The sequence below is a fragment of the Calothrix sp. CBUCES-K 9914 genome, from assembly GCF_059640475.1.
On the sequence record NZ_JBXXZH010000158.1, the window covers coordinates 1 to 22,157 of the forward strand.

Here is a 22,157-nt window from a genome sequence, read left to right on the forward strand (position 1 = left end):
TGCTCGAATACTTTGTAAACACCTTTGGGAGTCTCCCAACCAGACTTGCCAACAGCTATGGGATAAGTGGCAATTATTTCTAGACCTCTATATACGTATACTGTTTTAGCTCTGAGCTTGACTACTAAATGTATTTCATCTGTAGCAGGTTCTGTTTCGACTTCTTCACCTGGTTTTTTAGGTTTATCTGTAGTAACATTATTCGGCGCCTGTTTTGAAGACGCAACTACAACTGCATGTACTGTATCAGACAGAATCAACGCTCCCACATTTAAAACCAAGGCAGTACTTATAAGGGGAGCAAAAGCAATTAATCCTTTTACTAAATTCCAGGTACGCATAACTTGACCGCAGTATATTTTGATTTTTGATTACACGAAAAGCCACACCCTGACATAACGTGCATGTTATGGCTATACTGATATATTTTGACACAGTTTTGGTAAATTTGACTACCAGGTCTGCGGAATAGACTTATAATTATGGCTTGTTTTGTATAGAAACTCAGTTTTGAGTGAAATTAGAATAGATGTAATAAATTAACGAATTTGGGAACAAAATGTCTCAATTTGAAGCAATTCAAGCAGCATATGAAACTTTCACGAACCAGTTTCAAAGCGCTGTTATTAGCACAGTCAGCAAAGATGGTGTACCAAATGCTAGCTATGCACCGTTTGTCATGGATGATATGAAAAACATCTATATATATGTTAGCGGTCTTTCTACTCATACCCAAAACCTGAACGCAATACCTATAGCTAGTGTTTTGTTTATCGAAGATGAATCTCAAACCCAGCAAATATTTGCTCGGCGCCGCTTAAGTTACGATTGTACAGCAAGCTTGTTAAATAGCAGCACTGCAACATGGATTCAAACTGTATCAAATTTTGAATCAAGATTTGGTAACATCATTCAGTTACTACGCGACTTGCCAGACTTTCGCATCTTTAAGCTTACCCCCACTGCTGGTAGATTTGTCGTTGGTTTTGGCGCCGCTTATGATGTTGATACCAATGATTTAAATAAATTAATACATGTAACTGGATAGTGCTGAGTAGAAAGTGCTGAGTGCTGAGTAAAGTTAGGAGTTAGGAGTTAGGAATGAGGAATTAGAAGTAAAAACTCAGCACTCAGCACTCAGCACTACTCTTACTACCCATTTTTCTAGGTTGTTTCTAGCCAATTTTCTGATGTGGCGCCTTTATATAATGAGCAATGATAAGGATATGTTGTAGTTTAAGTGCTGCGTTATATCTATATATGTCTATATCTTCAAATACTCCCAACTTACTTTTGGCTCTTTCACAAAGTTTAGCTGATACCGTTGAACGACTTGGAGGCGCCGTTGTTTCTGTGAATGCAGGTAGAAGGTTTTCGCCTAGTGGAATTCATTGGCGTAATGGTATCATTGTTACTTCTGATGAGTCGCTGCACAATAGCGAAGAAATTACTATAACTGTAAAAGGTGGAAGAAATTTAGCTGCTAAATTATTAGGTCGTGATGCGACTACCGATGTAGCTGTTTTTCAAATTGATAATCCAGATATTCCTGTTGCCAGTATTGGGGATGCGACAACTTTAAAGGTAGGACATCTTGTACTAGGAATGGCACTCAGTCGTGAAGGTGATGTCAAAGCAGCAATGGGAACTATTAGTGTATTACAAGGCGCCTGGAAAAGTATGAGTGGTGGTAATATAGACCAATTCATTCGTCCTGATATTACTTTATATCCAGGGTTTGCAGGTGGACCGCTTGTCGATGCTAATGGTGATGTAGTTGGTATGAACACATCTGGACGACGCGCGACTGCTTTGACTATTCCTTCAAAGACAGTAAACCGTGTAGTTGAGCAGTTAGTTGCAAAGGGAAGAATTGCTAGAGGTTATTTGGGTGTAGGAATGCAACCTGTACGTTTACCAAAAAATTTGCTTTCTGAGTTGAATTTAACTGGTGATGGTGGAGTAATTGTCATCAACGTCGAACCAAATGCACCAGCAGAACAAGCTGGTATATTGCTGGGAGATATTTTGATTACGTTTGATGGTGCGCGCGTTCAAGATACAAATGATGTTTTAGCATATTTGAATGAATCGCAATATGTTAATCAAGCGGTAGCAGTACAAGTTGTTCGTGGTGGTGGATTAATTGATTTGACTGTTACTGTTGGTGAGCGACCATTTTAACTTGTCTTGTGGAACAGGCATCCTGCCTGTTACATAATATTCAGCCAGGGCGGGCAAGGATGCCCGCTCCACAAGAAGATTTTACTAATACAAGATAAATATATGCCAAGCACAGTATTTACTCATATTTCATATGAACTAACATCTATTGCTCAACAACTGCGTCAAAATACTGTTAAGGTGAGAATAAACAACTCTAGCGCTGGCTCTGGAGTGATTTGGAATAGTGAGGGTGTGATTGTCACTAATGCTCACGTTGCTACAAGTAAACGCGCGGTCGTCGAACTTTGGGATGGACGAGTTGTAGAAGCGGTTCGTACAAAAATTGACCCCACTGTTGATTTAGCTATTCTCAAAATTACCGTAGATAACTTAAATGCTGCGACAATTGGTAATTGTAATAATCTCCGGGTTGGGGAGTTAGTTGTGGCTGTAGGTAATCCATTGGGTGATACAGGTGTAGTAACAGTTGGAATGCTTTCTTGTCTTACCAACTCAGCTGTCTTAGCAGATATTACCTTACATCCCGGAAACTCAGGAGGTCTTCTGGCTGACTGCTTTGGTCGAGTGATTGGAATAAATACGATGATTGTTTATGGTATGGCAGTTGCAATTCCAATTTCAACAGTTGAGAATTTTTTGAATTCTGCTGCGGAGGTGATATGATTCGTGTGTTGGTGGTTGCTGCATCACCTATAGTTCGGGCTGGTTTAGCGACTGTTTTGGCGCAAAGTCCTAAATTTCAAGTTATCACAAGCGGCGCCAATATAGATATAGTGACCGAAATAGCCAAGCAGCAACCTGATGTATTACTGCTTGATTGGAACAACAGTATAGAATATTGGGATATCGTGCAATCACAACATTCTATACCAATCATCGTAATTACATCTAACGACCAACTAGATGTAAATTTTATGTTGCGTGCAGGTGTACGGGGAATATTATCGTCCCTCGAACGCGAATCAGAGATAATTCTTGCAGTTGAAACTGTAGCAGCAGGTATGATAGTCTTTCATCCAGAAATGATTGATTATTTACTTGCTGCATCTGATTTAAGTACAGAGACAATAACAAGTAACCCAAATCAAGTACTAACCCCACGAGAAATTGAGGTATTACAGTTACTTGCTTCAGGTAGTGGCAATAAAGCCATTGCTCAGAACTTACATATCTCAGAACATACAGTCAAATTTCATATCTCATCAATTTTTCAGAAATTAAACGTCTCTAAACGTACCCAAGCGGTAGCTGTAGGTGTACGTTTAGGATTGGTTATGTTGTAGCATAGGTGTCTTGCCTGTGCTACTAAAAGCGAACTAAGCCATAATAACTACTTACAGCAACCAAAAGAATAAATAAAACTCCTACAAGTACACTAACTGTCAATACAGTCGAAGCTTTTTTGTCTTTTTTGTCTGATGATTTTTGGGTTTGGTTAGGGTTCATAACTATTAGGAATTTATGCTCATCTATTTACTAGTTTGTAGTAAATGCGGCGAACTACATCTAGCTTCGGAAATAAGCCATATGTTTGAATTGACTACCCATGAAAGCAAACATTCCCCCCATTTCTTGGAGGAATGGTTCGACTCTTGCTAAAATTGCTTTTTCTAGCTGGTATTCGCTATGTTCGTCTGCCAACTCTAAGAAATCGAAAATATACTCATCCTTTACAGCTAACTTCGCTTGATTTCTTATCTCTTCTGAAACAGTTTGCTGAAAATTCGTTTGGTTAAGTAAAGTTTTTTCATAAGTTTGGTTCTCTATTTGGTGGATTAAAACATTTTTTGTCCAACCAAATTTCTTAGTCATTCTAATATAAAATTCTCGTTCAAAATCATCTTTACACTTTTACTTATACTAAAAATACACTTGCAGGAAGATTAAAACGCTCGCCTAGTTTAAGAGCATGAGCTTTACTAATCTCACGTTTGCCATTAATCACCTCAGAAGCAATACCACTTGAACCAAACACGTCTAACAAATCAGCTTGTTTAAGATTATTAGCTTCCATTAGATGTAGTAAACGACTTTGAGGAGTAGATAAATTTTGTAAAGGATAATGTTCGGCTTCAAATGTTTCAATTAACACTATAAACAAGTCATAAATTTGGTCTTCTTCTGGCGTTAAACTTTCTTTGTGCATTAACGATTCAATGATAGAAAGCGCTCTTTCGTATTCCTCAGTCGTTTTAATTACCTGTGGTAGCGCTTCTGTTAAAAGGTTAACGTAAACTTCGCGATTAAAAGTAAGAGTCATTTTTCCACTCGTCCTTATCGTATTCAGCGTGAGTTAAAAAATATTTGAAGTATAGGGTTTGTTTTACATAATTGATGTCAACTATTAGTCTATAACGATTACCTTTTATATTAAAAACGGTAAAGTTGCCAACAGCCTCGGCTGAGGCATATGATTGTTGCACCTCTTTTAAATTTTGCCAAGTCGCAGCTTTGACTACTGTATACCAGTCTTCAATCTGAACACTGACATCAGGATGCCTAGCTGCAACTTCTCGCAGTCGAGTGATTGCAATTAAATGCATTTTAGTAAGCAGATCATAATTATAGCATTCTCTCAAAATGAGAGAATAAAGTCAATAGGGAAATTGATACTAAATATACTTGATATTGAACAGGCAGGGATGCCTGTTCCACAAGATTATTTAATCAAGTCTTTGACTTGGTTGATTATGCTTACAGGGTCAATACCTTGATGTGGGAACTGTTCCCATAGTCCACCACAACCTTCTTTGTGGGTGGCGAGGTAGTTATATTTGGGAGTATATCCACGTTCTAGTAGCCAAGAACCAAAACGACTGCCTAAACCAGTGCGACGGTTGAATGCTTCTACTACAAGAACGAATGGCGCCTTACCAATTTTCGCTATCATTTCTTCATCGATAACGTTTAAAGTTGGTTTGTTGATTAATCCTACATCTATTCCTTCTTGCTTTAGACGTTCGACTGCATCAAGCGCGCGGTACAAGGCATCGCCAAAGCTGACAATATAACCTTGGGTTCCTTCACGCACTACTTCATCTTTACCAGGAACAAATTTATAGCCTTCTCCAAATAATTCGTTACCATCGCTACCTTTAATTGTAGGCACTTTGGAACGAGTTGAGAAAATAAACCGTAGTCCTGGGTCAAAGAATATTGCTTCTACACAAGCTGTCATTTGATTTGTGTCTGCTGGGAAGTATAGATGTGTTGGATGACCATCATCTAAACCGTTGTCGGCAAACATGTTATTTAAACCAAAGTGACAGGTGTTATCTGCCATGTCATCAATACCCGCATGGGAGAAGTGACACAACACGTTTGAGTAGTTCAACCGTGCCATTGTAATTTCGGATATACACATTTCCAAAAATGCAGAAAAGGTAGCGAAAATTCCTTGCTTTCCAGTTTCCATACCAAACCCAGCAGCAGCAGAGAAGTTACCACGCTCCATAATTCCCGATGGAACAAATACTTCTGGGTAGGCATCGTGAATTTTCTTCAAACCGCATGACCCTTCTAAGTCGCTATCAATAACTTTAACTTTTTCCTTGCGTTCTGCTTCGCTCATCCGACTTAGGATATTTACCACCGCTTCACCAAAGACGTTACGATTGGCACCAAATTTATCGCTCGAACCAAGGAATGTATAAGTTTGTTTTGGTTTTTCGATATTTTTGAGGTATTGAACTGCTGCACTATGTCCGCGCGCTTCTAAATATTTAACTGCTAGATCTACAGATATTACATCATGACCGTGAGTGGAGCCTTCTAAACCTTCAATTGCTGGACACATTGGACGTTTGTTGATAACAGCAATTGGTCCTGGGGTATTTACTGCTTCACATAAACGACGATATAAATCATCTATATCTTCCCCGTCTCCCTCTAATACTTTCAAACCATGACCTGTCAAAGTTTTAGCAACGCTGTAGCCAGGTAAATATTTAGATGGGTGTCCAGCTATCGTTACATCATTATCGTCAATGATTAATTTTACATTTAAATGGAGAGCGGCTGCTAAACGCGCGGCTTCAGCATCATTACCTTCCTGTTGCGAACCATCAGAACCTAAACAGAAAACGGTTTTACCTGGATGTGCCATTGCCACACCGTTGACGTAAGGCCACATATGACCTAGGCGCCCAGAACTGAATTTCACACCAGGAGTTAAGCCGAGTTCAGGGTGTCCAGGTAACTTAGAATGTGCTTCACGATAACGTAAAAGTTGCTGTTCAGGTAAATCACCGTGCAGCGTTGACATTAAATATTGAGTACCAACTCGATGTCCTGCTTCATCAAAGAAGATGGGTACAAATTTATCTGCGGCGCCTCGAAAGAACGCATCGAGAATCATTACCTCTGGTACTGTATCGTATGGTCCACCCGTATGACCACCCACTCCTCTAGCTGCTCCAGTGGCAGTGAAAAAAACTATCGCATCCCGACAAAGTTGAATATTCGCTTTGAGTGCTTCTCTTTGTTCTGACGTTAGTGTACCATCTGCTGGATTGAGTGATATATATTTGTAGGCACCTAGATTAATTGGAAATTGAGTTGTTGTTGTAGTCATGATTTGTTAACGATAGGTTAAAACCAATACATTTATAACTGCACGAATGTGCTTGAATTTAAACAAAAGCACGAGTAAACGTGTAAATACCTGCACCCGTATCAACTTGTTTAAGGCTATCAAACCATAGCCGCACGAAAATAGCGCCTTCTGTGTGTTGAAGAACAGCATTAAAGTGTTTGCTACGAACTTTTCAAGCTTGTACAATAAGTATAAACTCACAAACGTGCAATTTCAAGAAAAAAAACGCAACTTCCGGAAAATTAATTATGTTGACTGCTGAACGACGACAATTCATTCTGGAGATTCTTCGTCGTGACAAAAAGGTGCTTTCTTCCGAACTCAGTGCTGTTCTCAAAGTTTCAGAAGATACGATACGTCGCGATTTAAGAGAATTAGCCGAAACAGGTTTACTAAAACGTGTACATGGAGGCGCTTTATTAACTTCTCCAGCAACAGCAAGTTATGCAGACCGTCAAAAACAGGCGCCGATAGAAAAAGAAGCAATAGCACGCGCGGCAGCTTCTTTGGTACGTCCAGGTCAGGTAGTCATTTTAGATGGGGGTACAACAACACTAACTGTCGCGCGGCATTTACCCAAAGATTTACAAGCAACAGTCATAACAAATAGTCCACCAATTGCTGTAGCTTTAGCAGAACATGCTCATATTGAAGTTGTAATGTTGGGTGGACAACTTTATAAAAAAGCTTTAGTTAATGTCGGCGCCGCAACAATTGAAGCATTACAGATGATACGCGCGGATTTATGTATGTTGGGAGTATGCAGTTTGCATCCAGAAATTGGCATTAGTGTTACTAACTTAAATGAAGCGCATGTCAAACGGGCAATGATAAAGAGTGCTGCGGAGGTCGTTGGATTAGTTACAGCAGCAAAACTTGATACTGCTGCACCCTATGTAGTTGGCTCAATTCATGCATTAACTTACTTGGTAACGGCGCCAAATGTACCGTTAGAAGTGGTAACTTCCTACAAAACTTTAGGTTTAACAATAATTAGGGAAGATGTCGATTAACCTTTAAGCCGATTGAGGATTGCTATATCCCGTATAGCATTACTATGGATTATCTTATACGTAAGGATTCAGGCGCCCGACTTTACAAAAACCCACCAAGCTCCGCAACAGCACAACCATTTTCGTCAATAACGCAAAATAATGCATTAGATCGTCTGTTCCAACATCAAACGGAAAGATAAGAACCGTAAAAATCCCCCATTATTGTACTTGCACCAAACTATATTCTTTTACCGTACCAATCACACGGTGTGGTATTGAAGCTTCTGATGGTGTACTTAGTTTACTTTGTTCAATCCAAGCATAATTATTCTGTGATACTTCAAGAAGTGAATTCACTCTTCCAGCTATATTTCTAGTGTAAAAATTAATCAATACGCCAGTTTTACCGCTAACATCAACTAAGCTAACAGGAGATGATTGGAGAATTGGCGCCACTGTTTCACTTTGAATAAACTTGCGGAACTCTGGGTTATAATCGCAGAAGAAGCCGTTATATCCAATTACAGCTAAACTTAGCCAGATAGGAATTAACCATCCTGCTATCCAGTATTTACTATATACGCGATTATTTTGAAATTGGTGACGTTGTACCCAGACGATTGGTAAAATTAACCATCCGGCGCCTACTATAAAAATTGAGGGTGCATATTGTCGAATTGAATTATCTACAAACAGTATAATAATACCTGTAAGTATTAAGAATGTACTGATAATGGCAAAACCATAGCTTGAATAACGAGTAATTTTAAATAAGGGTGAGAATGTTTTAGGTTCTTCTTTACTTAATCTTTGAGATATTGTATCAAGTCCAACGGCTGCAAGTAAGGCAATAAAAGGAAAAAGGCAAAGGCTATAATGTGATAGTCGAGTTGAAACAAGACTGAGTTCGATAAATAAAATAACTGGAAAACCAACTAATATTGATTTATACTTAGCTTGTCGGCACCTGATGATTTTAAATAAACCAAATAAAGCAAAGAAGAGCCAAGGGAAAGACTTAGCGGGAACGTTCCACATATAGAAGATAATTCCATTTCCACCTCGTTCTTTTGAACCGACTCGCAGCGCAAAATTTAATAGTTTAGAAATACTTTCGCTACCGTAATGTAGATAACTCAGCCAAAGCCAAATAAAAGTTGGAGTCAACCCAACTATAAGACCTAAATAGAAATATGGCTGTAATAAACGATGGCGCCGTTTTGGAGAAATGAAAAATGGAATTAAAGCTACAATTGGTAAAACAATCATTAAACTACGGACAAGCAAAACCAAACTAAAACAGACTCCACTTAAAAGGCAAAAGATATTATGCTGTTTATGATATAGTTTATAATAAAATTCTGCTTTTAATGAAAACAAGATTCCCGACAGCACCAAAAAAATCATGCTGATATCGGGAGTACCCAGACGGCAATATTGTAACCAAAGAAACTCAACGCTAAAAATGGCAGCAGCCAACCATGCTATTCTATTATTTAATATAATTCTACCAATTTCATATAACATAAATATACTTAGTGTTCCTAAAATCATACTAGGAAGACGAACACTAAACTCCGATACACCGAATAGCTTGTAACAAACTGCAATTATCCAGTAAATACCAGGTGTTTTATGATGCGGGCTATCCCAAGGATGTACCCATTCCCCAGAATCAGACATTAGACGCGCACGGATAGCGTAAAGACCTTCATCATGTGCCATTAAGCTGTTATTACCAGAGCCAAATAATAGTAAAGGCAGTATCCAAATTAACAAACTTACGTAAGCGAATTGCTTTGATTGAAATTTTAACCACAGAGGACGAATATTTTGTTCTAGGTACAACATTAAAGACTTATGTACAAAAAAATTGATGGAAGGAAGTAGCTATATTTACCTGTCTTTTTTAGAATATGTGAGGAGGTACGAAAGTCTCACACACATAGTTTGACTGACGATACCAGAAGATATCATATTTTTTGCTTTTTTTGCCAAAAAATCCTAAAACACAAACAAAACATAAACAAGACATAAAATATCTATGCTCCTCAGACCAAATGAACGTACTAAGCTAGACGACAGTGACGATAAATTGTTCTATTCTGAACCACGTTTCGTCACCCATGTTGATGAAGGCTTTATTCAACAGCTTACTGATTTGTATCGACAACTCTTAAAACCGAATACCCGCATTTTGGACATGATGAGCAGTTGGGTTTCGCATCTACCTGAAGAGATACAATTTGCTCATGTCGAAGGACATGGACTTAATAGTGAAGAACTTGCACGTAATCCCAAGTTAAACCATTACTTTGTCCAAAATCTGAATGAAAATCCAAAGTTACCTTTACAAGACCAGGACTTCGATGCCGTTGTCAACTGTGTGTCGGTACAGTACTTGCAGTATCCAGAAGCTGTATTTTCGGAAATTCACAGAATTTTAAAACCAGGCGGTGTGGTAATTTTCAGCTTTTCCAACCGAATGTTTTATCAAAAAGCCATCGAAGCTTGGCGTGAGAACACAGAAAAAGGTCGCGTCGAGTTAGTCAAAAGTTATTTTAAGAGTGTTTCTGGTTTTACTCCTCCCGAAGTTATAACTCGTCAGTCTCAAATTCCCAATTTGTTACAGTGGTTAGGTGCAGGTGGTGGAGACCCCTTTTATGCGGTAGTAGCTTATAAAAAGTAGTGCGCTCGTAGAAAGTGCTGAGTGCTGAGAAAGTAAACAGTTACAACTCAGCACTCAGCACTCAGCACTTAGCACTTAGCACTCAGCACTCAGCACTCAGCACTTAGCACTTAGCACTCTCTAAGAAATTATTTATATTTTCATGACATTGGCTACCTAACAGGTTAAATTCAATGTGTGTTGCGTTTGTCGCATACGCGCGTTATGTGCAGTTTAAGGAGATAACACAATGTCTTTTCCCCGTATACGCCGAATATTACCAGCTTTACTTCTGTCTTTACTATTGGTAACATCCATAACTGCCTGTGCAACAAAGGCGCCTTCGCGGTTTGATGCTGCACAGCAAGAAAGCAGTCGTCAGCGTAGTGGTCAAGCAGTAGCGAAGAGTGCTACTCAAGGTAGTGAGTTTAACAAGTTATTCCCTTCAGATGGTGGTGGTTATGACGTTGTATTTACTCAAGAGAAAAAAGGTTTCGCAGAAGCGAATTTGAAGAAAGGCGGTAAAGTGCTAGCACAACTGGCAATTTCCGACACTACCAGCACACCAGCAACTGCTGCTGGATACAAAACTAGTACAAAACAAGTTGCTGGATATCCTGCAAAAACACTCGGTAAAACCAAAACATCGATTTTAGTTGGTAAGTATCAAGTCTCTGCCATATCCAAAGACCCATCGTTTTCTGATAGTGATAGAGAAACTTGGCTTCAGAAATTCAATCTAGCTGGGTTGTCGAGACTCAAACAATCAACTTAAATGATTAGCGCCCATAGTTCAAAATTAATGAACAATTTATCAATTAGGGAGATTTTACTGTGAGTAAACCAATTCAAGATTTAGTTGACCAATTACCAACTGGGGGCTTGACAATTTCAATGTTAAAGGCATTGGATTTTGTTGCTCCTGGTGAGTGGCAAAACATAACTGGTTTTGTTAACACGATTCAACACGTTACAGGAGAAACAGACGAAGACGTAATCCAGCAAATTGGCGAACGCGCGATATATCTATATAACGACCGTTCGCAGGGATATCAAACTGCGATGTGGTTGTATCAAAGTGTCGATAGTACAGATAAAGCATTAGGCACCGCAGCATTAGCAAATAAAGTTGGTGAAACGATTCCACTTTTGGGTTTTCTTAATAAAGTTACACCCAAAGCTGACAAAGCCCAAACAATCGACTTGTGTTTAAAAATTGTTGCTGAATTGGTTGCATTTTGCCAAATCAATGGTATACCAGGTGATAGCATCGGTGATTTCGTTGCCGCACTAGGAGAATATGGCGGTGAATCTTTCATCCGTATGGCTGCACTAGTATGTGTTGATGGGTTGTTACCTTTAGGTCCCGATTTTATCAGTGCCGCAGCAAATAGACTTGGTGGAATGTCACCGCAGGATTTAGAGGAAAACTCTACCTTCAACAACATCAAAGATGAAATTCCAGGTAATGGTTCTGGTGGAAAACTCAATTTTATTGGTGAAAGTTTTGACTCAGTAAAAGGCTGGATGAGTAATTTAGTTAATGCTAATAACCTGACACCGCAGAAAGTTGCTAGCAATTTAAGCAGTTTCATGGATGTTGCAGACGATAAGTTAGACTACGTTGCTGCGTTTATCGATGTGTCCACAAATTATTACGAACACACTGGTACGCAAACACTCGCAAAGCGCCTTATTGAACGCGCGATTGCTGAAATTTAACCGTAGGGTGCGTGGCGCCATAACAATCTACAACACTAAAAAGCAATCAAAATGGCGCCACGCACCATCCCCTATTTCAAGATTTATCCGTTACATCTGTTGTATCCGTTGCAAAGAGATTCAAGGTAACTTTAAATTAGATGTGATTTCGCTCAAAAACGGCTCAAACACGGCAAAATTTTCGTGTTTGTCAAATTTTCCGGTTTTTGCTGCTGGGTCGTATGCAGTATTGATCATGTACAGTGAATTGCCATCAAATGCAAGATATTTAAGGTGTTGCTCTTGAACGCCACCTTCACGCTTTATACCAGTAAAGCCATAGCGCACACCTTCAAATTGACCAATATTAGCTTTTTGTGGTGGATAACCTGAAAAATTAACTTTATCAGCGTAAGCCTTTTGACGCTCTTTAGAAATAACTGTGTATTCATCTGTTACCCAAGCATTGAGAGCAGAAGTTATTTTGGTTTGGTAATTGGGATTTTGATAATCAATCTTAACGCCCTGCGGAATACCCACACTCTGAAGCATTTTTTGAAACCTCGGTTGCCCAGAAAGCGGAAGAATTTCCATCTCAACAGAACCCAAGTTTTTACCATTTGAGGAAACGCACAAAAATGGTGCATCCCCACTACATGGTGCAACACTCCAGTCAACAGGCGCCATTTTTGATCCCAGTACACGCTTCCAGACGTTGCCTACGTCGGGTGGTTTAGTTGGAGTTTGTATTGCCGCAGAAGCTATTGAAACAGCTTGAGAACTGGACTGTGATTGTGTGGGTGACTGTGTAGGTCGCGGTTGCACATTGTTATCAGAACTGCGTGTTTTAAATACAGATTTCAATATGAACGGTGATAGTGCAAGTAAAATAAGACCGATTAATAAATGATAGACTCGCAAAAACTTGCTCCTTTGCTTGTGGTATTTGTAACACTGCGTTATCAAATAAAGATACATAATAACCCGCCCATCAACAAGATGTGGGCGGGTTAATTAAAATACAGGAATATTATTAAACAGAGCGTTTATTAAACGAGCGTTTACTTAAAGTGCTGGCGCATTCTACGATTTTGCTTCCTGCGAGCGACAGCTTTACGTTTGTGCTTCTGCAAAGGAGTCTCAAAGTGACGCTTTGTTCTAACATCTTGAAGAATACCTGCTTGCGAAACTTGGCGCTTAAACCTCCGTAAAGCGGACTCGATGCCTTCATTTTCGCCCAAAACTACTTGCGTCATTACTGCAACTCCTTAATATGTGTGGATATTTTAACTCTTGATCAACAGTAAAAACCAGCAGTTTCTAGTTAATGTTTGGAACTGCTGGAACCAATTTAAGTCTAATAGAAGTGAAAAGCGTGCATTATAAGCTTAGTAACGACGACCACCACCACCTCGGTTGCCGCCACCCCAACCTTCACGTGATGAACTTCTTTCTTCACGGGGTCTTGCTTTATTAACTTTTAAATCGCGTCCCATCCATTCCGCGCCGTCCAGAGCTTCGATCGCTGCATCTTCTTCTTTGCTGTTTTCCATCTCAACAAATGCAAATCCGCGCATCCGACCAGTCTCACGGTCGGTGGGTACTTTAACACTACTGACTTTACCGTATTCTGCAAAAACACGCTTCAAATCATCTTCCGTAACTTGATAAGATAAGTTACCTACATAAATAGACATTGGAATCTCCAAAATCGGGACACGTAGAGAATTAGATTCGGAGAAACCCTTTTAAAAGCTAAAATGATTTTCACAACCGAATATAAATCTTAGATGGCCAGTATAGCAGATTATCCTGGTCAGATGCTCTGTTTTTATCCATTGCTTTACATCCTATTCGCGCTTGTGGCATATCTTAGAGCTGCCTGTGGGTGGTCTCTTCAGCAGTTTATGTGTAGAGGCACCGCGCAATTGGGTACCCCTACACTCATTCAACATGCTGGATAATAATGGCTATAACTATGATTCTTCCCAAAGCTTGCGAACATAGTCAGGTAACCAGCTAGCTATTTCCTGAATACGTTCTTGGGAAAGTTCCTCTTTGGTAGCAGAAAATACAGCCTTTACAACTTGTTCCCGGTCTACTTCATGTGAAAAACTGCTTTCGTTCGCAACCCGGAATAAGAAGCGGTCGGAGTCGATATTAAATATTCCAGGGCCTTTCCAAGGTGGACGAACACGACTCAAAAAGCCTACAATTGGATTTGTATCATGCCATAAATCAGCAATTTCCATTTGTAGCGATTTATCTTCTGTTGGTAATGCTTCTTTATGCAGTTCAGCTTCAACTCGGTCAGCAGCTTCGGTTGTCATTACATCACGCATCACACGGAAGACGACTTCGGTAATATCTCTAGCATCAAAGATATCCTCTAAGCCACCCTTCAGCATCACTTTTTCTAAAAATGGCATATCTTTAGAAGCTATGGCAACTGCTGGGCTACCCGATACTTTTGATAACTCTGCTTCAATCCTATCAAGCAATTTACCCCCTTTATCAGTAATTTCAGCAGCTTCTAAACCAATTGGTTCAGGGTGCAGAATTTCTTTGGTTAATTTTTCTGGTTCTGCATAAGCATTTCCAGAAAATTTAGCTTTGATAAAGTGATTTTGATTCAGATAATCTAAATGCCCTAAAAGGTCAGCTTCGCTTACGTCTAACCCAGTTAAATCGGCATCTTCAAATTTAATATCATGCATTTCTTGCCCACTATCGCTGATTTTTTTAAGGATAGTATAAGCAACATCTTTCCGAATTGTAATCGGCATTCCACCCTCCGCAAATGATTTAATTATATTTAAACAACAAGTAGGATGGGCTGAAGCCCACCTTACCAATTGCTCATGACACAAACAGCAAAGTACTAAAACACAGATGCATGATTTCAAGTATTTTTACCTGAAATAATCATCATTTAAAAATACATGTACGAACATCTATCAGTAGTCACACTGCCATATCTATCAATAGTCGAATAACGCTAAGAGGCAAGATGCCTATCCTACAGGATGATTTATTTCTTGGATCACTTTAAGTATTTCCAAGTTGCAAAGCGTAAAGGTTTGCGTAAACTCCATTTTGAGCTATAAGTTCGGCATGAGTTCCCTGTTCAAGAATTTGTCCTTGCTGAATTACCATCACTTTATCGGCTTGCGTTACAGTACTAAGACGATGGGCAATTATGAAACTAGTACGATTTTTGAGAATTTTGGCTATTGCGTCTTGTACAAACTCCTCAGTACGAGTATCGATGCTGCTAGTTGCTTCATCTAAAATTAAAATTCGCGGGTTAATCAAAACTGCCCGCGCGATACTGATAAGTTGTCGTTGTCCCTGGCTTAGGGTAATACCACGGGCGCCAACTACCGTATCATAACCTTGACTTAGTGTCATGATAAATTCGTGGACGTTCGCGATTTTTGCCGCTGCTTCAATTTCCGCCTCTGTTGCATCTGGGCGCCCAAAAGCGATATTCTCAGCAATAGTACCGCTGAACAATATCATGTCCTGAAGCACGATTCCTATTTGACTACGTAAACTAGCTTGTGTCACTTTACGAACATCATAACCATCAATTTTGACGGCGCCGCTAGTAACATCGTAAAAGCGTAAAATCAAGTTGATAATTGTAGTTTTACCCGCCCCAGTGGCGCCGACAAGCGCTATAGTTTGTCCAGGTGCTACATGAAAATTGATGTTTTTGAGTACAGATTGATTCGCTTTGTAGCCGAACGAAACCCTTTCAAAACAGACCTCACCTTGAATAGGTGGCATTTGTATAGCGTCAGGAGCATCTGAAAGCATTGATGGCTCATCTAAAAGTAAGAAAATTCGCTCTAGTCCAGCAATAGCTGATTGCGCTTGCGTGTAAAACTGACTGAGAATTTGAATAGGCTGGAAAAACTGTTGAACGTAAAGAAGAAATGCCGTCACTGTTCCCACCGTCATTTTACCTGACACTGCCAGATAACCACCATACGACAACACCCCAGCAAGCGAAAGCGTATTTAACACATCAATAGTCGGTAGAAATGCTGCAGTAATTATTACTGCCTGAATATTCGCATCTCTATTTGCCGCATTGAATTTACGAAAATCATCTATATTTCGTTGAATTCGGTTAAAAGCTTGTGCTTCTCTAACACTGCTTAAGTCTTCTTCTAATCTACTCGATAAATCACCAATACTAGTACGAGTTAAACGGAATTTAGCGCGCGCCCAATTTCCAAACAGTGTAGTAACAATAATTACTAATGGAACCAATATATTGCTTAGTAGCCCTAACTGTAAGTCTACGAATAGCATCGCTATCGCAATTCCGACTAAACTAAATAAGCTGCCGACGATTTGAGCGATAGCTAGACCAAATACTTGATTTACAGTACTAACATCATTCAGTAAGCGACTCATTAAGTCTCCTGCTGAACTTGTGTCGAAGAAAGAGAGTGGTAAAGATTGAATTTTTGTAAATATGTCTTGACGAAGTTGTGCGAGTACGTTTTGAGTAATCCAGTTGGTGCGAAGAATATGACCGCGAAATGCCGAAAACCCGATTAAATAAACAGTTAGCACAATAGCTAACATTTGCATCAATCCTGACAAATTACCTTTGGCGATTAAATTATCAATTGACCAACCAATTAAAAATGGCGCCACTCCTTGCGATATGGCGCCAACAGAGACAAACGCAATAGCAGTAGGAATTTGACGACGGTAGGGAATTAAATATTTTGCAAAGCGTTGCAGTGTGGGGGGTTGGGAGTTAATATTCGCGGTCATTAAGATAGTAAATTTATTGTGAGGGTGAGCATTCCTGCACGCCCTTGTGTACTTCATCAGAACAGGAAATTGGTCACTGTAGCTTTTTTTATCTAAAGTCGGCTGTTTTGCTTCCAGGTAAAAACAGCGACTCACCTTTAAATCATTAATCTTTTATAGCAAACTTACCGACACTTTCAATTATAGTGATATTAAAATCGTCTCGAATCGACTCGATATCAAATTGACTGTAAAACATTATCATTATCTGTGATCATTATTAGATGGTGCGTTACTGCATTTTGATTTTGTGTATTTATTTGTAGATTGCTCAAGCAGTAACACACCCTACCGAAATGTTTACAGTTAGGCTGCGTATTAGCCCATCAACTTAATGACACCTTGGTTAAGCAGCGACTCTAGTTTATCATCGAGCGATATTTGCTCACGCAGCAACTTTATCTGCTGGTGGGTAAGAATGTGTAATCCCGGATGAACAACATAACCTTTAATGTCGATGCTTTGCGGTTGTTTGCTGTCAGTACGATTGTATGTAATTGAAGGCATACTTGCATCCATTCTCTGGGCGTATATTACCTACAGTATAGACCATCTTGACAGAACAATTAACTTTTGATATTATTCGTCAATTTTTATGCTATACTGAATAAGTAATTCTAACTGTTAAAGAGGCAAGCATAGCATCATCTTTTGGCTGAACCAATTTTATTAATGAGGCTAGATAGAAATTGAAAATTAAAGCATTGGATATAAAGGACGGTGACCGCATCATTGCTTACTGCAAGAACAAAATGCAAATCTGCAAGGTGAAACAAATTTTAGATTCGGGTCAAACCAGTGTCACGCTTGCAGTATTCACAACTGAAAATTACCGTGGCTGCTCGGTTTCACACGTAGTTCGGTTTAAATGGGATGCTTTAGTTGAATTAGTAAGCTAGAAACTCCTGTTTTTCATCATAAATTAATTATCTAATTATTTATCGCTTTGCGTAAGCAACTAAGGAAACTCCTAAAATAACCATTACTACTCCTGCAATTCGCTCTGGACTTGCTGAATATTTGGTAAGCCCAATGGCGCCATAATTGTCGAGCAAGAGTGCAGCTATCATCTGTCCCGCAATTGTCAGTCCTAATGTAAGTGCTGCTCCAATTTGGGGTGTAGCAAAAATTGTTGACCAAACATATAAAGTTCCTAAACAACCACCAATCCACATCCACCATGATGTTTGGGATAGTGAAGTCCAAGCTGGCAAAGGGTATTGCGCGAATAAGCAAATAACAAGTGATGCCAATGTACCAGCTAGGTAGGAAACGAATGTTACTTGCATCGGTTCACCTATATGGCGCCTGAGTAGCGTGTTAAGTGCAACTTGAACTGGTAGTATGGCGCCACCAACTAGCGCTGACAACAAATAAATAGTTCGTCCACCCATATCCATGTCCTCCAATACAATCTTGATATCAAGATACTTCATATCAAGATTATAGCTTTTATTTTGATGTCAAGATATTTAATATCAAGTTATTTAGATAAGCGAGTGGCGCAATGAACTCTGACCCAGTTGATGTGATATTGGCGCAGTGGCATCGTGAACGTCCTGACTTGGATGTTTCGCCAATGGGTATAATTGGTCGGATGGGACGATTATCGAAACATTTAGAACGAGCTATCCAAAGTACATTTTCTGAGTTTGGACTAAAGGAAGGAGAATTTGACGTGTTAGCGACACTACGTCGTTCTGGTAAACCTTATCAGCTTTCACCTACAGAATTGTTTAATACGCTGATGGTTACATCGGGCACAATGACACATCGTATTGATTGCTTAGAAAAATCTGAACTCGTTAGGCGCCTGCCCGACCCGAACGACCGTCGAGGAACATTGATTGAACTTACAGAAAAAGGGTTTAATCTAATTGAAGAGGCAGTTGAAGCTCATGTAAAAAATGAGCATCGTATTCTTGAGATTTTAGATGAGTCAGAACGTCAAGCACTTACAAGCTTACTTCGTAAACTTTTAGTTACGTTTGAGAAATAGGTGATAAATAGTTGTACGGTGGAATGGCACTTACTTAAAGCTTGATTGTAGGTTGGGTGGAAGAACAGAAACCAACAAATGTCCAAGTTTTCTGTTGGGTTACACCTCTTGCTTAATATATAATTAAGTAAAGTCTAGTACTAATTTTAAGCTAAAGGTCAGTAATGACAATGCTGAATATAACAATAGATGAAATGCAGAACAACCCGTTAAAGTACCTCCGTCAAGTGGAGGAAGGTGAAAGTTTTGTAATTATGCAAGCGGATAAACCGATTGCTGAACTTAAACCTGCTACTTCTGTCAAGCAATTAAGACCATTTGGTTTATGTGCTGGAGAATTTACTGTTCCAGATGATTTTGATGCACCGTTACCAGACGATATTATCAGGGGATTTGAGGGACGATGAAAATCCTTAGGATTTTTAATTGGTGTATTATGTTGAATTTAGGCTGAGAAGGGCTTAATTAGTAACTGTAGATGTATTTAAATTTGTTTGAAGTTAATATTTAGTTCTTATAGTTTTTGAATAAACAATAGGAGTATTTGACTGACTTTGCAATTGATGTCAGTAGTTTTATGGAAGTTGATTTGATTATTGTTATCGTTATAGGCGGCTTGATAGAGGGGAATAAGAGGTTGTTTTTTATTTTTGTGATGGTTGAAATCCCCCCTAACCCCCCTTAATAAGGGGGGAACAAGAGGTTGTTTTTTATTTTTGTGAGATGAATATGACAATTTACAAAAAAACAAAAGCCCTGCTTATTAAGGGGGGTTGGGGGGATCATTTAACGATAATCTTGACTTTGAATTTGGCGTAACCGCGCGGCATTACGCATTCCATATTCAGGACGACAGAAGCGGCCTATTTGCATTTCAAAGAATTCGCGGTTTGCTTGTAAGTGTTTGGGGTTGGGGTCATCTAATGGGTATAACAAGGCAGTTCGCAATGCTTGAATTACTGCTGAGGTTACGTTATACATTGACCGTTGGAAAGTAATACCCAATTGAATTAGTATGTCCTCGTCACCACGGCAATGTTGAAGGTAATAATCTTTAAGGTATTTAGGTAAGAAATGCAACATGTCTTGCATTAATAATGTTGGTGGAATACCTGCTGTACCAACTGGAAATACGTCGGCGTAAAGGATTCCGTAGTGGAAGTCTGTTTGTTTGTCGGGTACTTGTCCGGCTTGCGCGTTGTATGATTTTGTACCACGGAAAGGGGCGGTACGGTAGAAGACGGCTTCGACGTAGGGCAATGCTGCTTCGTATAGCCAGGTGAAACCTTTTGATTTGGGAATGACTTCGTAGCATTCACCGTCTACGTAAACGTGGTGGTAAATTGGGCGCCCAGCGATGGCGAAAATTCCATTTACCAAGAAGTTCATGGCATCGGGTACACCTTTAAAACCACCTTCGTCGTAAATATCCGACATTTCAAAGAACACAGGCGCCATTACTTCCCAGAATAAACCTAGGTTCGAGTAATATGACATTTGGCGGCACTGTTCGATGAACATTTCCGGGAATAATTTGTACATTCCCAGCATTAAGGGGTTGCGTTTGAAGTATGCTTTAATCGCGCGGTCAGCGTTTGCGCGGTATTCGTCTGAGTCTAGATACGCATCAAATTGGTTGACAGGAGCGTACATGTGACGATGCCATAACATCGCGCGCATACAAGCTTCGGCAAACTCCATATTTACCCGGTCGTGCAAAAGGTGATGGAGTAACTTTGGCATCTTACCCATTTCACCCTTTTCCATGAACTCTAAAAGTTCAGGGTGTACTGTTGCTGGACCACGCCAAATTCTTAAGTCAGCATCATCACCAGCATAATGGTTGTGACGCTGTAAGTATTCATCTGGAATCAAGTATTTGAAGAATGGGAATGGGTCTAAAAATACTTGTTCGGCAATATAAAGTAAGTCACGCCAGTAAAAATCCATTGGCACAGCGTAAGCTTTATATATACCAATGATTTGCATCAGGTTTTCTGGCGTATCCGGCAGCATCGAACCACCCGCTTCCAAACGATGAATGACATCGGCAAACTCGTGAGTTGAAGGTGGTAATTTAGTAGTTTGTTTTTCAGGAGTTAATACCATCGAGATTCCCTTATTTTAGATTTTAGATTCTTCGCGTAATTTCAAGGCATGAAAAATACTTAATACATCGTGTGTCCAAACTGGTAATATCAGCGTCATTGAAATTTCTTCAACACTGTGAACGGCGCCGATAATACAGCTTATCCATATAGCAGTAACAGCGTGATTAAATCCAAACAAAGCCACTGTTACAACAAAAAGCGTTATGAGTCAAAGAAAGAACGGAGTAGGTGTGGTAGCTTGCCCCTTTACCGTATTTAACAAGGTTGACTAACCACCACATTAATTGTGCTGCCAACAATATCAGAGAGAAATGCCACAATAAAAGCGACTATGAACCAGATGGAAGTTTTACCATCAATGGCATCCCACAGTAGAAATGGAGCAATCAGGAATCGTAATATTACAAGACTAGTTGGTATGTAGGTTAGATTCATGATTTTAACTCCGTTCTTTGTAAGTAAGGTGCGTGACGCTATTAGATGGTGGCTTCGTTTTAGGATTGTAAAGCGCGTCACACACCCTACTTTATTGCTACTGTTTTTTCTATCGCTGGAATTGCAGCAACCATTGCGGTAGTGGTTGGTTCACTCCAACGTACTAAGTTATTAGGTTGGACACCTAGGTATATAATCAAACCAGCTAAGATTAAACCAGGGATTTTTTCTGACCAAAAGGTGCGGGGGTAATATGCTAAGTTGTTGTCTAATTTGCCGAAGCAAGTGCGGTTGAGCAGAATTACAAAATATACTGCTGTTAAACCTGTAGCTACGACACACATTAGTGTGGGGATGGGGAAAATAGCAAAACTCCCTTGGAAAACAATAAACTCTGCTACAAACCCTGTCATTCCCGGAATACCCGCACTTGCCATTCCACCAAGTACTAGTAATGCACTCGTTAAAGGTAAACCGCGAATAGGACTCATTAAACCGTTGAGTTGATCGAGTTCGCGCGTTCCTGCTTTAGCTTCAACTACTCCAACAAGGTGGAATAGCATTGCTAAAATTAAACCGTGACTCACCATTTGGGCAACGGCGCCAACAAGTGCGAGAGGTGTACTAGCAG

27 protein-coding genes and 1 pseudogene are annotated in these 22,157 nt (G+C 39.6%); 10 read left to right on the plus strand and 18 right to left on the minus strand.

The window, feature by feature from the left end:
* The coding region (locus tag AC2JBO_RS28595; RefSeq protein ID WP_496957017.1) for a L,D-transpeptidase at positions 1–341 on the minus strand (341 nt) is incomplete at its 3' end.
* Between the two features lie 218 nt (positions 342–559).
* Between AC2JBO_RS28595 and AC2JBO_RS28600 the strand changes: the two genes are divergently transcribed.
* The 4 genes from AC2JBO_RS28600 (at position 560) to AC2JBO_RS28615 (ending at position 3,470) form a co-directional block, all read left to right on the plus strand.
* The gene (locus AC2JBO_RS28600; RefSeq protein ID WP_496957018.1) at positions 560–1,048 is read left to right on the plus strand and encodes a HugZ family pyridoxamine 5'-phosphate oxidase; all 489 of its coding nucleotides are present in this window, start codon (positions 560–562) and stop codon (positions 1,046–1,048) included.
* Positions 1,049–1,260: 212 nt separating this feature from the next.
* Positions 1,261–2,184 (plus strand): S1C family serine protease, encoded by a 924-nt coding sequence (locus tag AC2JBO_RS28605; protein WP_496957019.1) that lies wholly within the window; start codon positions 1,261–1,263, stop codon positions 2,182–2,184.
* Positions 2,185–2,286: 102 nt separating this feature from the next.
* The gene (locus tag AC2JBO_RS28610) at positions 2,287–2,850 is read left to right on the plus strand and encodes a S1C family serine protease (RefSeq protein ID WP_496957020.1); all 564 of its coding nucleotides are present in this window, start codon (positions 2,287–2,289) and stop codon (positions 2,848–2,850) included.
* Entirely contained in the window at positions 2,847–3,470 is a 624-nt protein-coding gene (locus AC2JBO_RS28615) for a response regulator transcription factor (protein ID WP_496957021.1), read from the plus strand. The genes AC2JBO_RS28610 and AC2JBO_RS28615 overlap by 4 nt, the downstream gene beginning before the upstream one ends.
* Positions 3,471–3,492: 22 nt before the next feature.
* Here the strand turns inward: AC2JBO_RS28615 and AC2JBO_RS28620 are convergent, their stop codons facing one another.
* The 5 genes and pseudogenes from AC2JBO_RS28620 to AC2JBO_RS28640 form a co-directional block, all read right to left on the minus strand.
* Entirely contained in the window at positions 3,493–3,633 is a 141-nt protein-coding gene (locus AC2JBO_RS28620) for a hypothetical protein (protein WP_496957022.1), read from the minus strand.
* 84 nt (positions 3,634–3,717) lie between these two features.
* Positions 3,718–4,038 (minus strand): annotated as a pseudogene (locus tag AC2JBO_RS28625) (PDDEXK nuclease domain-containing protein); the annotation flags it as partial.
* A gap of 4 nt (positions 4,039–4,042) precedes the next feature.
* Positions 4,043–4,447, minus strand: coding sequence for a helix-turn-helix domain-containing protein (locus AC2JBO_RS28630; protein ID WP_496957023.1), 405 nt, complete (start codon positions 4,445–4,447; stop codon positions 4,043–4,045).
* On the minus strand, positions 4,431–4,730 hold the full coding sequence (locus AC2JBO_RS28635) for a type II toxin-antitoxin system HigB family toxin (protein WP_496957024.1): 300 nt from the start codon (positions 4,728–4,730) through the stop codon (positions 4,431–4,433). Before AC2JBO_RS28635 ends, AC2JBO_RS28630 begins: the two co-directional genes overlap by 17 nt.
* A 116-nt stretch (positions 4,731–4,846) precedes the next feature.
* Positions 4,847–6,760 carry a thiamine pyrophosphate-binding protein gene (locus tag AC2JBO_RS28640; RefSeq protein ID WP_496957025.1) on the minus strand — a complete coding sequence of 638 codons (1,914 nt, stop codon included), beginning with the start codon at positions 6,758–6,760 and terminating at the stop codon, positions 4,847–4,849.
* A 269-nt stretch (positions 6,761–7,029) separates the two neighbouring features.
* On the opposite strand from AC2JBO_RS28640, the gene AC2JBO_RS28645 reads away from it, so the two are divergent.
* The gene (locus tag AC2JBO_RS28645) at positions 7,030–7,794 is read left to right on the plus strand and encodes a DeoR/GlpR family DNA-binding transcription regulator (protein WP_496957026.1); all 765 of its coding nucleotides are present in this window, start codon (positions 7,030–7,032) and stop codon (positions 7,792–7,794) included.
* 201 nt (positions 7,795–7,995) lie between these two features.
* Here AC2JBO_RS28645 and AC2JBO_RS28650 read toward each other — a convergent pair whose 3' ends face one another.
* Positions 7,996–9,627, minus strand: a complete 1,632-nt coding sequence (locus AC2JBO_RS28650) for an ArnT family glycosyltransferase (RefSeq protein WP_496957027.1) — start codon at positions 9,625–9,627, stop codon at positions 7,996–7,998.
* A 193-nt stretch (positions 9,628–9,820) separates the two neighbouring features.
* Between AC2JBO_RS28650 and AC2JBO_RS28655 the strand changes: the two genes are divergently transcribed.
* The 3 genes from AC2JBO_RS28655 to AC2JBO_RS28665 all read left to right on the plus strand — a co-directional run bounded on the left by AC2JBO_RS28655 (position 9,821) and on the right by AC2JBO_RS28665 (position 12,166).
* Positions 9,821–10,465 carry a class I SAM-dependent methyltransferase gene (locus AC2JBO_RS28655; protein WP_496957028.1) on the plus strand — a complete coding sequence of 215 codons (645 nt, stop codon included), beginning with the start codon at positions 9,821–9,823 and terminating at the stop codon, positions 10,463–10,465.
* Positions 10,466–10,694: 229 nt separating this feature from the next.
* Positions 10,695–11,219 carry a hypothetical protein gene (locus AC2JBO_RS28660; RefSeq protein ID WP_496957029.1) on the plus strand — a complete coding sequence of 175 codons (525 nt, stop codon included), beginning with the start codon at positions 10,695–10,697 and terminating at the stop codon, positions 11,217–11,219.
* Positions 11,220–11,278: 59 nt separating this feature from the next.
* On the plus strand, positions 11,279–12,166 hold the full coding sequence (locus tag AC2JBO_RS28665) for a hypothetical protein (protein ID WP_496957030.1): 888 nt from the start codon (positions 11,279–11,281) through the stop codon (positions 12,164–12,166).
* Between the two features lie 120 nt (positions 12,167–12,286).
* Here AC2JBO_RS28665 and AC2JBO_RS28670 read toward each other — a convergent pair whose 3' ends face one another.
* From AC2JBO_RS28670 to AC2JBO_RS28700, 7 genes are all read right to left on the minus strand, one after another.
* The gene (locus tag AC2JBO_RS28670) at positions 12,287–13,066 is read right to left on the minus strand and encodes a hypothetical protein (RefSeq protein WP_496957031.1); all 780 of its coding nucleotides are present in this window, start codon (positions 13,064–13,066) and stop codon (positions 12,287–12,289) included.
* Positions 13,067–13,206: 140 nt separating this feature from the next.
* Positions 13,207–13,401 carry a 30S ribosomal protein S21 gene (gene rpsU / locus AC2JBO_RS28675; protein ID WP_019491444.1) on the minus strand — a complete coding sequence of 65 codons (195 nt, stop codon included), beginning with the start codon at positions 13,399–13,401 and terminating at the stop codon, positions 13,207–13,209.
* A 132-nt stretch (positions 13,402–13,533) separates the two neighbouring features.
* Positions 13,534–13,842, minus strand: coding sequence for an RNA-binding regulator (rbp, locus tag AC2JBO_RS28680; RefSeq protein ID WP_496957032.1), 309 nt, complete (start codon positions 13,840–13,842; stop codon positions 13,534–13,536).
* A gap of 279 nt (positions 13,843–14,121) precedes the next feature.
* Entirely contained in the window at positions 14,122–14,574 is a 453-nt protein-coding gene (locus tag AC2JBO_RS28685; protein ID WP_496957042.1) for a DUF2267 domain-containing protein, read from the minus strand.
* Positions 14,575–15,193: 619 nt separating this feature from the next.
* Entirely contained in the window at positions 15,194–16,942 is a 1,749-nt protein-coding gene (locus tag AC2JBO_RS28690) for an ABC transporter ATP-binding protein (RefSeq protein ID WP_496957033.1), read from the minus strand.
* Positions 16,943–17,299: 357 nt separating this feature from the next.
* A complete protein-coding gene (locus AC2JBO_RS28695; RefSeq protein WP_496957034.1) occupies positions 17,300–17,488 on the minus strand; it encodes a hypothetical protein in 189 nt (62 codons plus the stop codon).
* 431 nt (positions 17,489–17,919) lie between these two features.
* Positions 17,920–18,417, minus strand: coding sequence for a DMT family transporter (locus AC2JBO_RS28700; RefSeq protein WP_496957035.1), 498 nt, complete (start codon positions 18,415–18,417; stop codon positions 17,920–17,922).
* A gap of 71 nt (positions 18,418–18,488) precedes the next feature.
* Between AC2JBO_RS28700 and AC2JBO_RS28705 the strand changes: the two genes are divergently transcribed.
* Both AC2JBO_RS28705 and AC2JBO_RS28710 read left to right on the plus strand, forming a co-directional pair.
* Positions 18,489–18,980: a MarR family winged helix-turn-helix transcriptional regulator gene (locus AC2JBO_RS28705; protein ID WP_496957036.1), complete on the plus strand. Its 492-nt coding sequence runs from the start codon at positions 18,489–18,491 to the stop codon at positions 18,978–18,980.
* Between the two features lie 170 nt (positions 18,981–19,150).
* Positions 19,151–19,387 (plus strand): type II toxin-antitoxin system Phd/YefM family antitoxin, encoded by a 237-nt coding sequence (locus tag AC2JBO_RS28710; RefSeq protein WP_496957037.1) that lies wholly within the window; start codon positions 19,151–19,153, stop codon positions 19,385–19,387.
* A 379-nt stretch (positions 19,388–19,766) separates the two neighbouring features.
* On the opposite strand, the gene AC2JBO_RS28715 is transcribed toward AC2JBO_RS28710, so the two are convergent.
* The 4 genes from AC2JBO_RS28715 to AC2JBO_RS28730 all read right to left on the minus strand — a co-directional run.
* Positions 19,767–21,089: a CO2 hydration protein gene (locus AC2JBO_RS28715; protein ID WP_496957038.1), complete on the minus strand. Its 1,323-nt coding sequence runs from the start codon at positions 21,087–21,089 to the stop codon at positions 19,767–19,769.
* Positions 21,090–21,104: 15 nt separating this feature from the next.
* Positions 21,105–21,269 carry a hypothetical protein gene (locus tag AC2JBO_RS28720; protein WP_496957039.1) on the minus strand — a complete coding sequence of 55 codons (165 nt, stop codon included), beginning with the start codon at positions 21,267–21,269 and terminating at the stop codon, positions 21,105–21,107.
* Between the two features lie 77 nt (positions 21,270–21,346).
* The gene (locus AC2JBO_RS28725; protein ID WP_496957040.1) at positions 21,347–21,526 is read right to left on the minus strand and encodes a hypothetical protein; all 180 of its coding nucleotides are present in this window, start codon (positions 21,524–21,526) and stop codon (positions 21,347–21,349) included.
* A gap of 86 nt (positions 21,527–21,612) precedes the next feature.
* Positions 21,613–22,157, minus strand: a 545-nt coding sequence (locus tag AC2JBO_RS28730; protein WP_496957041.1) for a proton-conducting transporter transmembrane domain-containing protein, incomplete at its 5' end; no start/stop codon positions are given.

Excerpts from the sequence above, each read along its gene's own strand:
- AC2JBO_RS28600 (WP_496957018.1), top strand. The coding sequence starts at position 560 with ATGTCTCAATTTGAAGCAATTCAAGCAGCATATGAAACTTTCACGAAC.
- AC2JBO_RS28605 (WP_496957019.1), top strand. The coding sequence starts at position 1,261 with ATGTCTATATCTTCAAATACTCCCAACTTACTTTTGGCTCTTTCACAA.
- AC2JBO_RS28610 (WP_496957020.1), top strand. The coding sequence starts at position 2,287 with ATGCCAAGCACAGTATTTACTCATATTTCATATGAACTAACATCTATT.
- AC2JBO_RS28615 (WP_496957021.1), top strand. The coding sequence starts at position 2,847 with ATGATTCGTGTGTTGGTGGTTGCTGCATCACCTATAGTTCGGGCTGGT.
- AC2JBO_RS28620 (WP_496957022.1), bottom strand. The coding sequence starts at position 3,633 with ATGAACCCTAACCAAACCCAAAAATCATCAGACAAAAAAGACAAAAAA.
- AC2JBO_RS28630 (WP_496957023.1), bottom strand. The coding sequence starts at position 4,447 with ATGACTCTTACTTTTAATCGCGAAGTTTACGTTAACCTTTTAACAGAA.
- AC2JBO_RS28635 (WP_496957024.1), bottom strand. The coding sequence starts at position 4,730 with ATGCATTTAATTGCAATCACTCGACTGCGAGAAGTTGCAGCTAGGCAT.
- AC2JBO_RS28640 (WP_496957025.1), bottom strand. The coding sequence starts at position 6,760 with ATGACTACAACAACAACTCAATTTCCAATTAATCTAGGTGCCTACAAA.
- AC2JBO_RS28645 (WP_496957026.1), top strand. The coding sequence starts at position 7,030 with ATGTTGACTGCTGAACGACGACAATTCATTCTGGAGATTCTTCGTCGT.
- AC2JBO_RS28650 (WP_496957027.1), bottom strand. The coding sequence starts at position 9,627 with ATGTTGTACCTAGAACAAAATATTCGTCCTCTGTGGTTAAAATTTCAA.
- AC2JBO_RS28655 (WP_496957028.1), top strand. The coding sequence starts at position 9,821 with ATGCTCCTCAGACCAAATGAACGTACTAAGCTAGACGACAGTGACGAT.
- AC2JBO_RS28660 (WP_496957029.1), top strand. The coding sequence starts at position 10,695 with ATGTCTTTTCCCCGTATACGCCGAATATTACCAGCTTTACTTCTGTCT.
- rpsU (WP_019491444.1), bottom strand. The coding sequence starts at position 13,401 with ATGACGCAAGTAGTTTTGGGCGAAAATGAAGGCATCGAGTCCGCTTTA.
- rbp (WP_496957032.1), bottom strand. The coding sequence starts at position 13,842 with ATGTCTATTTATGTAGGTAACTTATCTTATCAAGTTACGGAAGATGAT.
- AC2JBO_RS28685 (WP_496957042.1), bottom strand. The coding sequence starts at position 14,574 with ATGCCATTTTTAGAAAAAGTGATGCTGAAGGGTGGCTTAGAGGATATC.
- AC2JBO_RS28690 (WP_496957033.1), bottom strand. The coding sequence starts at position 16,942 with ATGACCGCGAATATTAACTCCCAACCCCCCACACTGCAACGCTTTGCA.
- AC2JBO_RS28695 (WP_496957034.1), bottom strand. The coding sequence starts at position 17,488 with ATGCCTTCAATTACATACAATCGTACTGACAGCAAACAACCGCAAAGC.
- AC2JBO_RS28700 (WP_496957035.1), bottom strand. The coding sequence starts at position 18,417 with ATGAAGTATCTTGATATCAAGATTGTATTGGAGGACATGGATATGGGT.
- AC2JBO_RS28705 (WP_496957036.1), top strand. The coding sequence starts at position 18,489 with ATGAACTCTGACCCAGTTGATGTGATATTGGCGCAGTGGCATCGTGAA.
- AC2JBO_RS28710 (WP_496957037.1), top strand. The coding sequence starts at position 19,151 with ATGCTGAATATAACAATAGATGAAATGCAGAACAACCCGTTAAAGTAC.
- AC2JBO_RS28715 (WP_496957038.1), bottom strand. The coding sequence starts at position 21,089 with ATGGTATTAACTCCTGAAAAACAAACTACTAAATTACCACCTTCAACT.
- AC2JBO_RS28725 (WP_496957040.1), bottom strand. The coding sequence starts at position 21,526 with ATGAATCTAACCTACATACCAACTAGTCTTGTAATATTACGATTCCTG.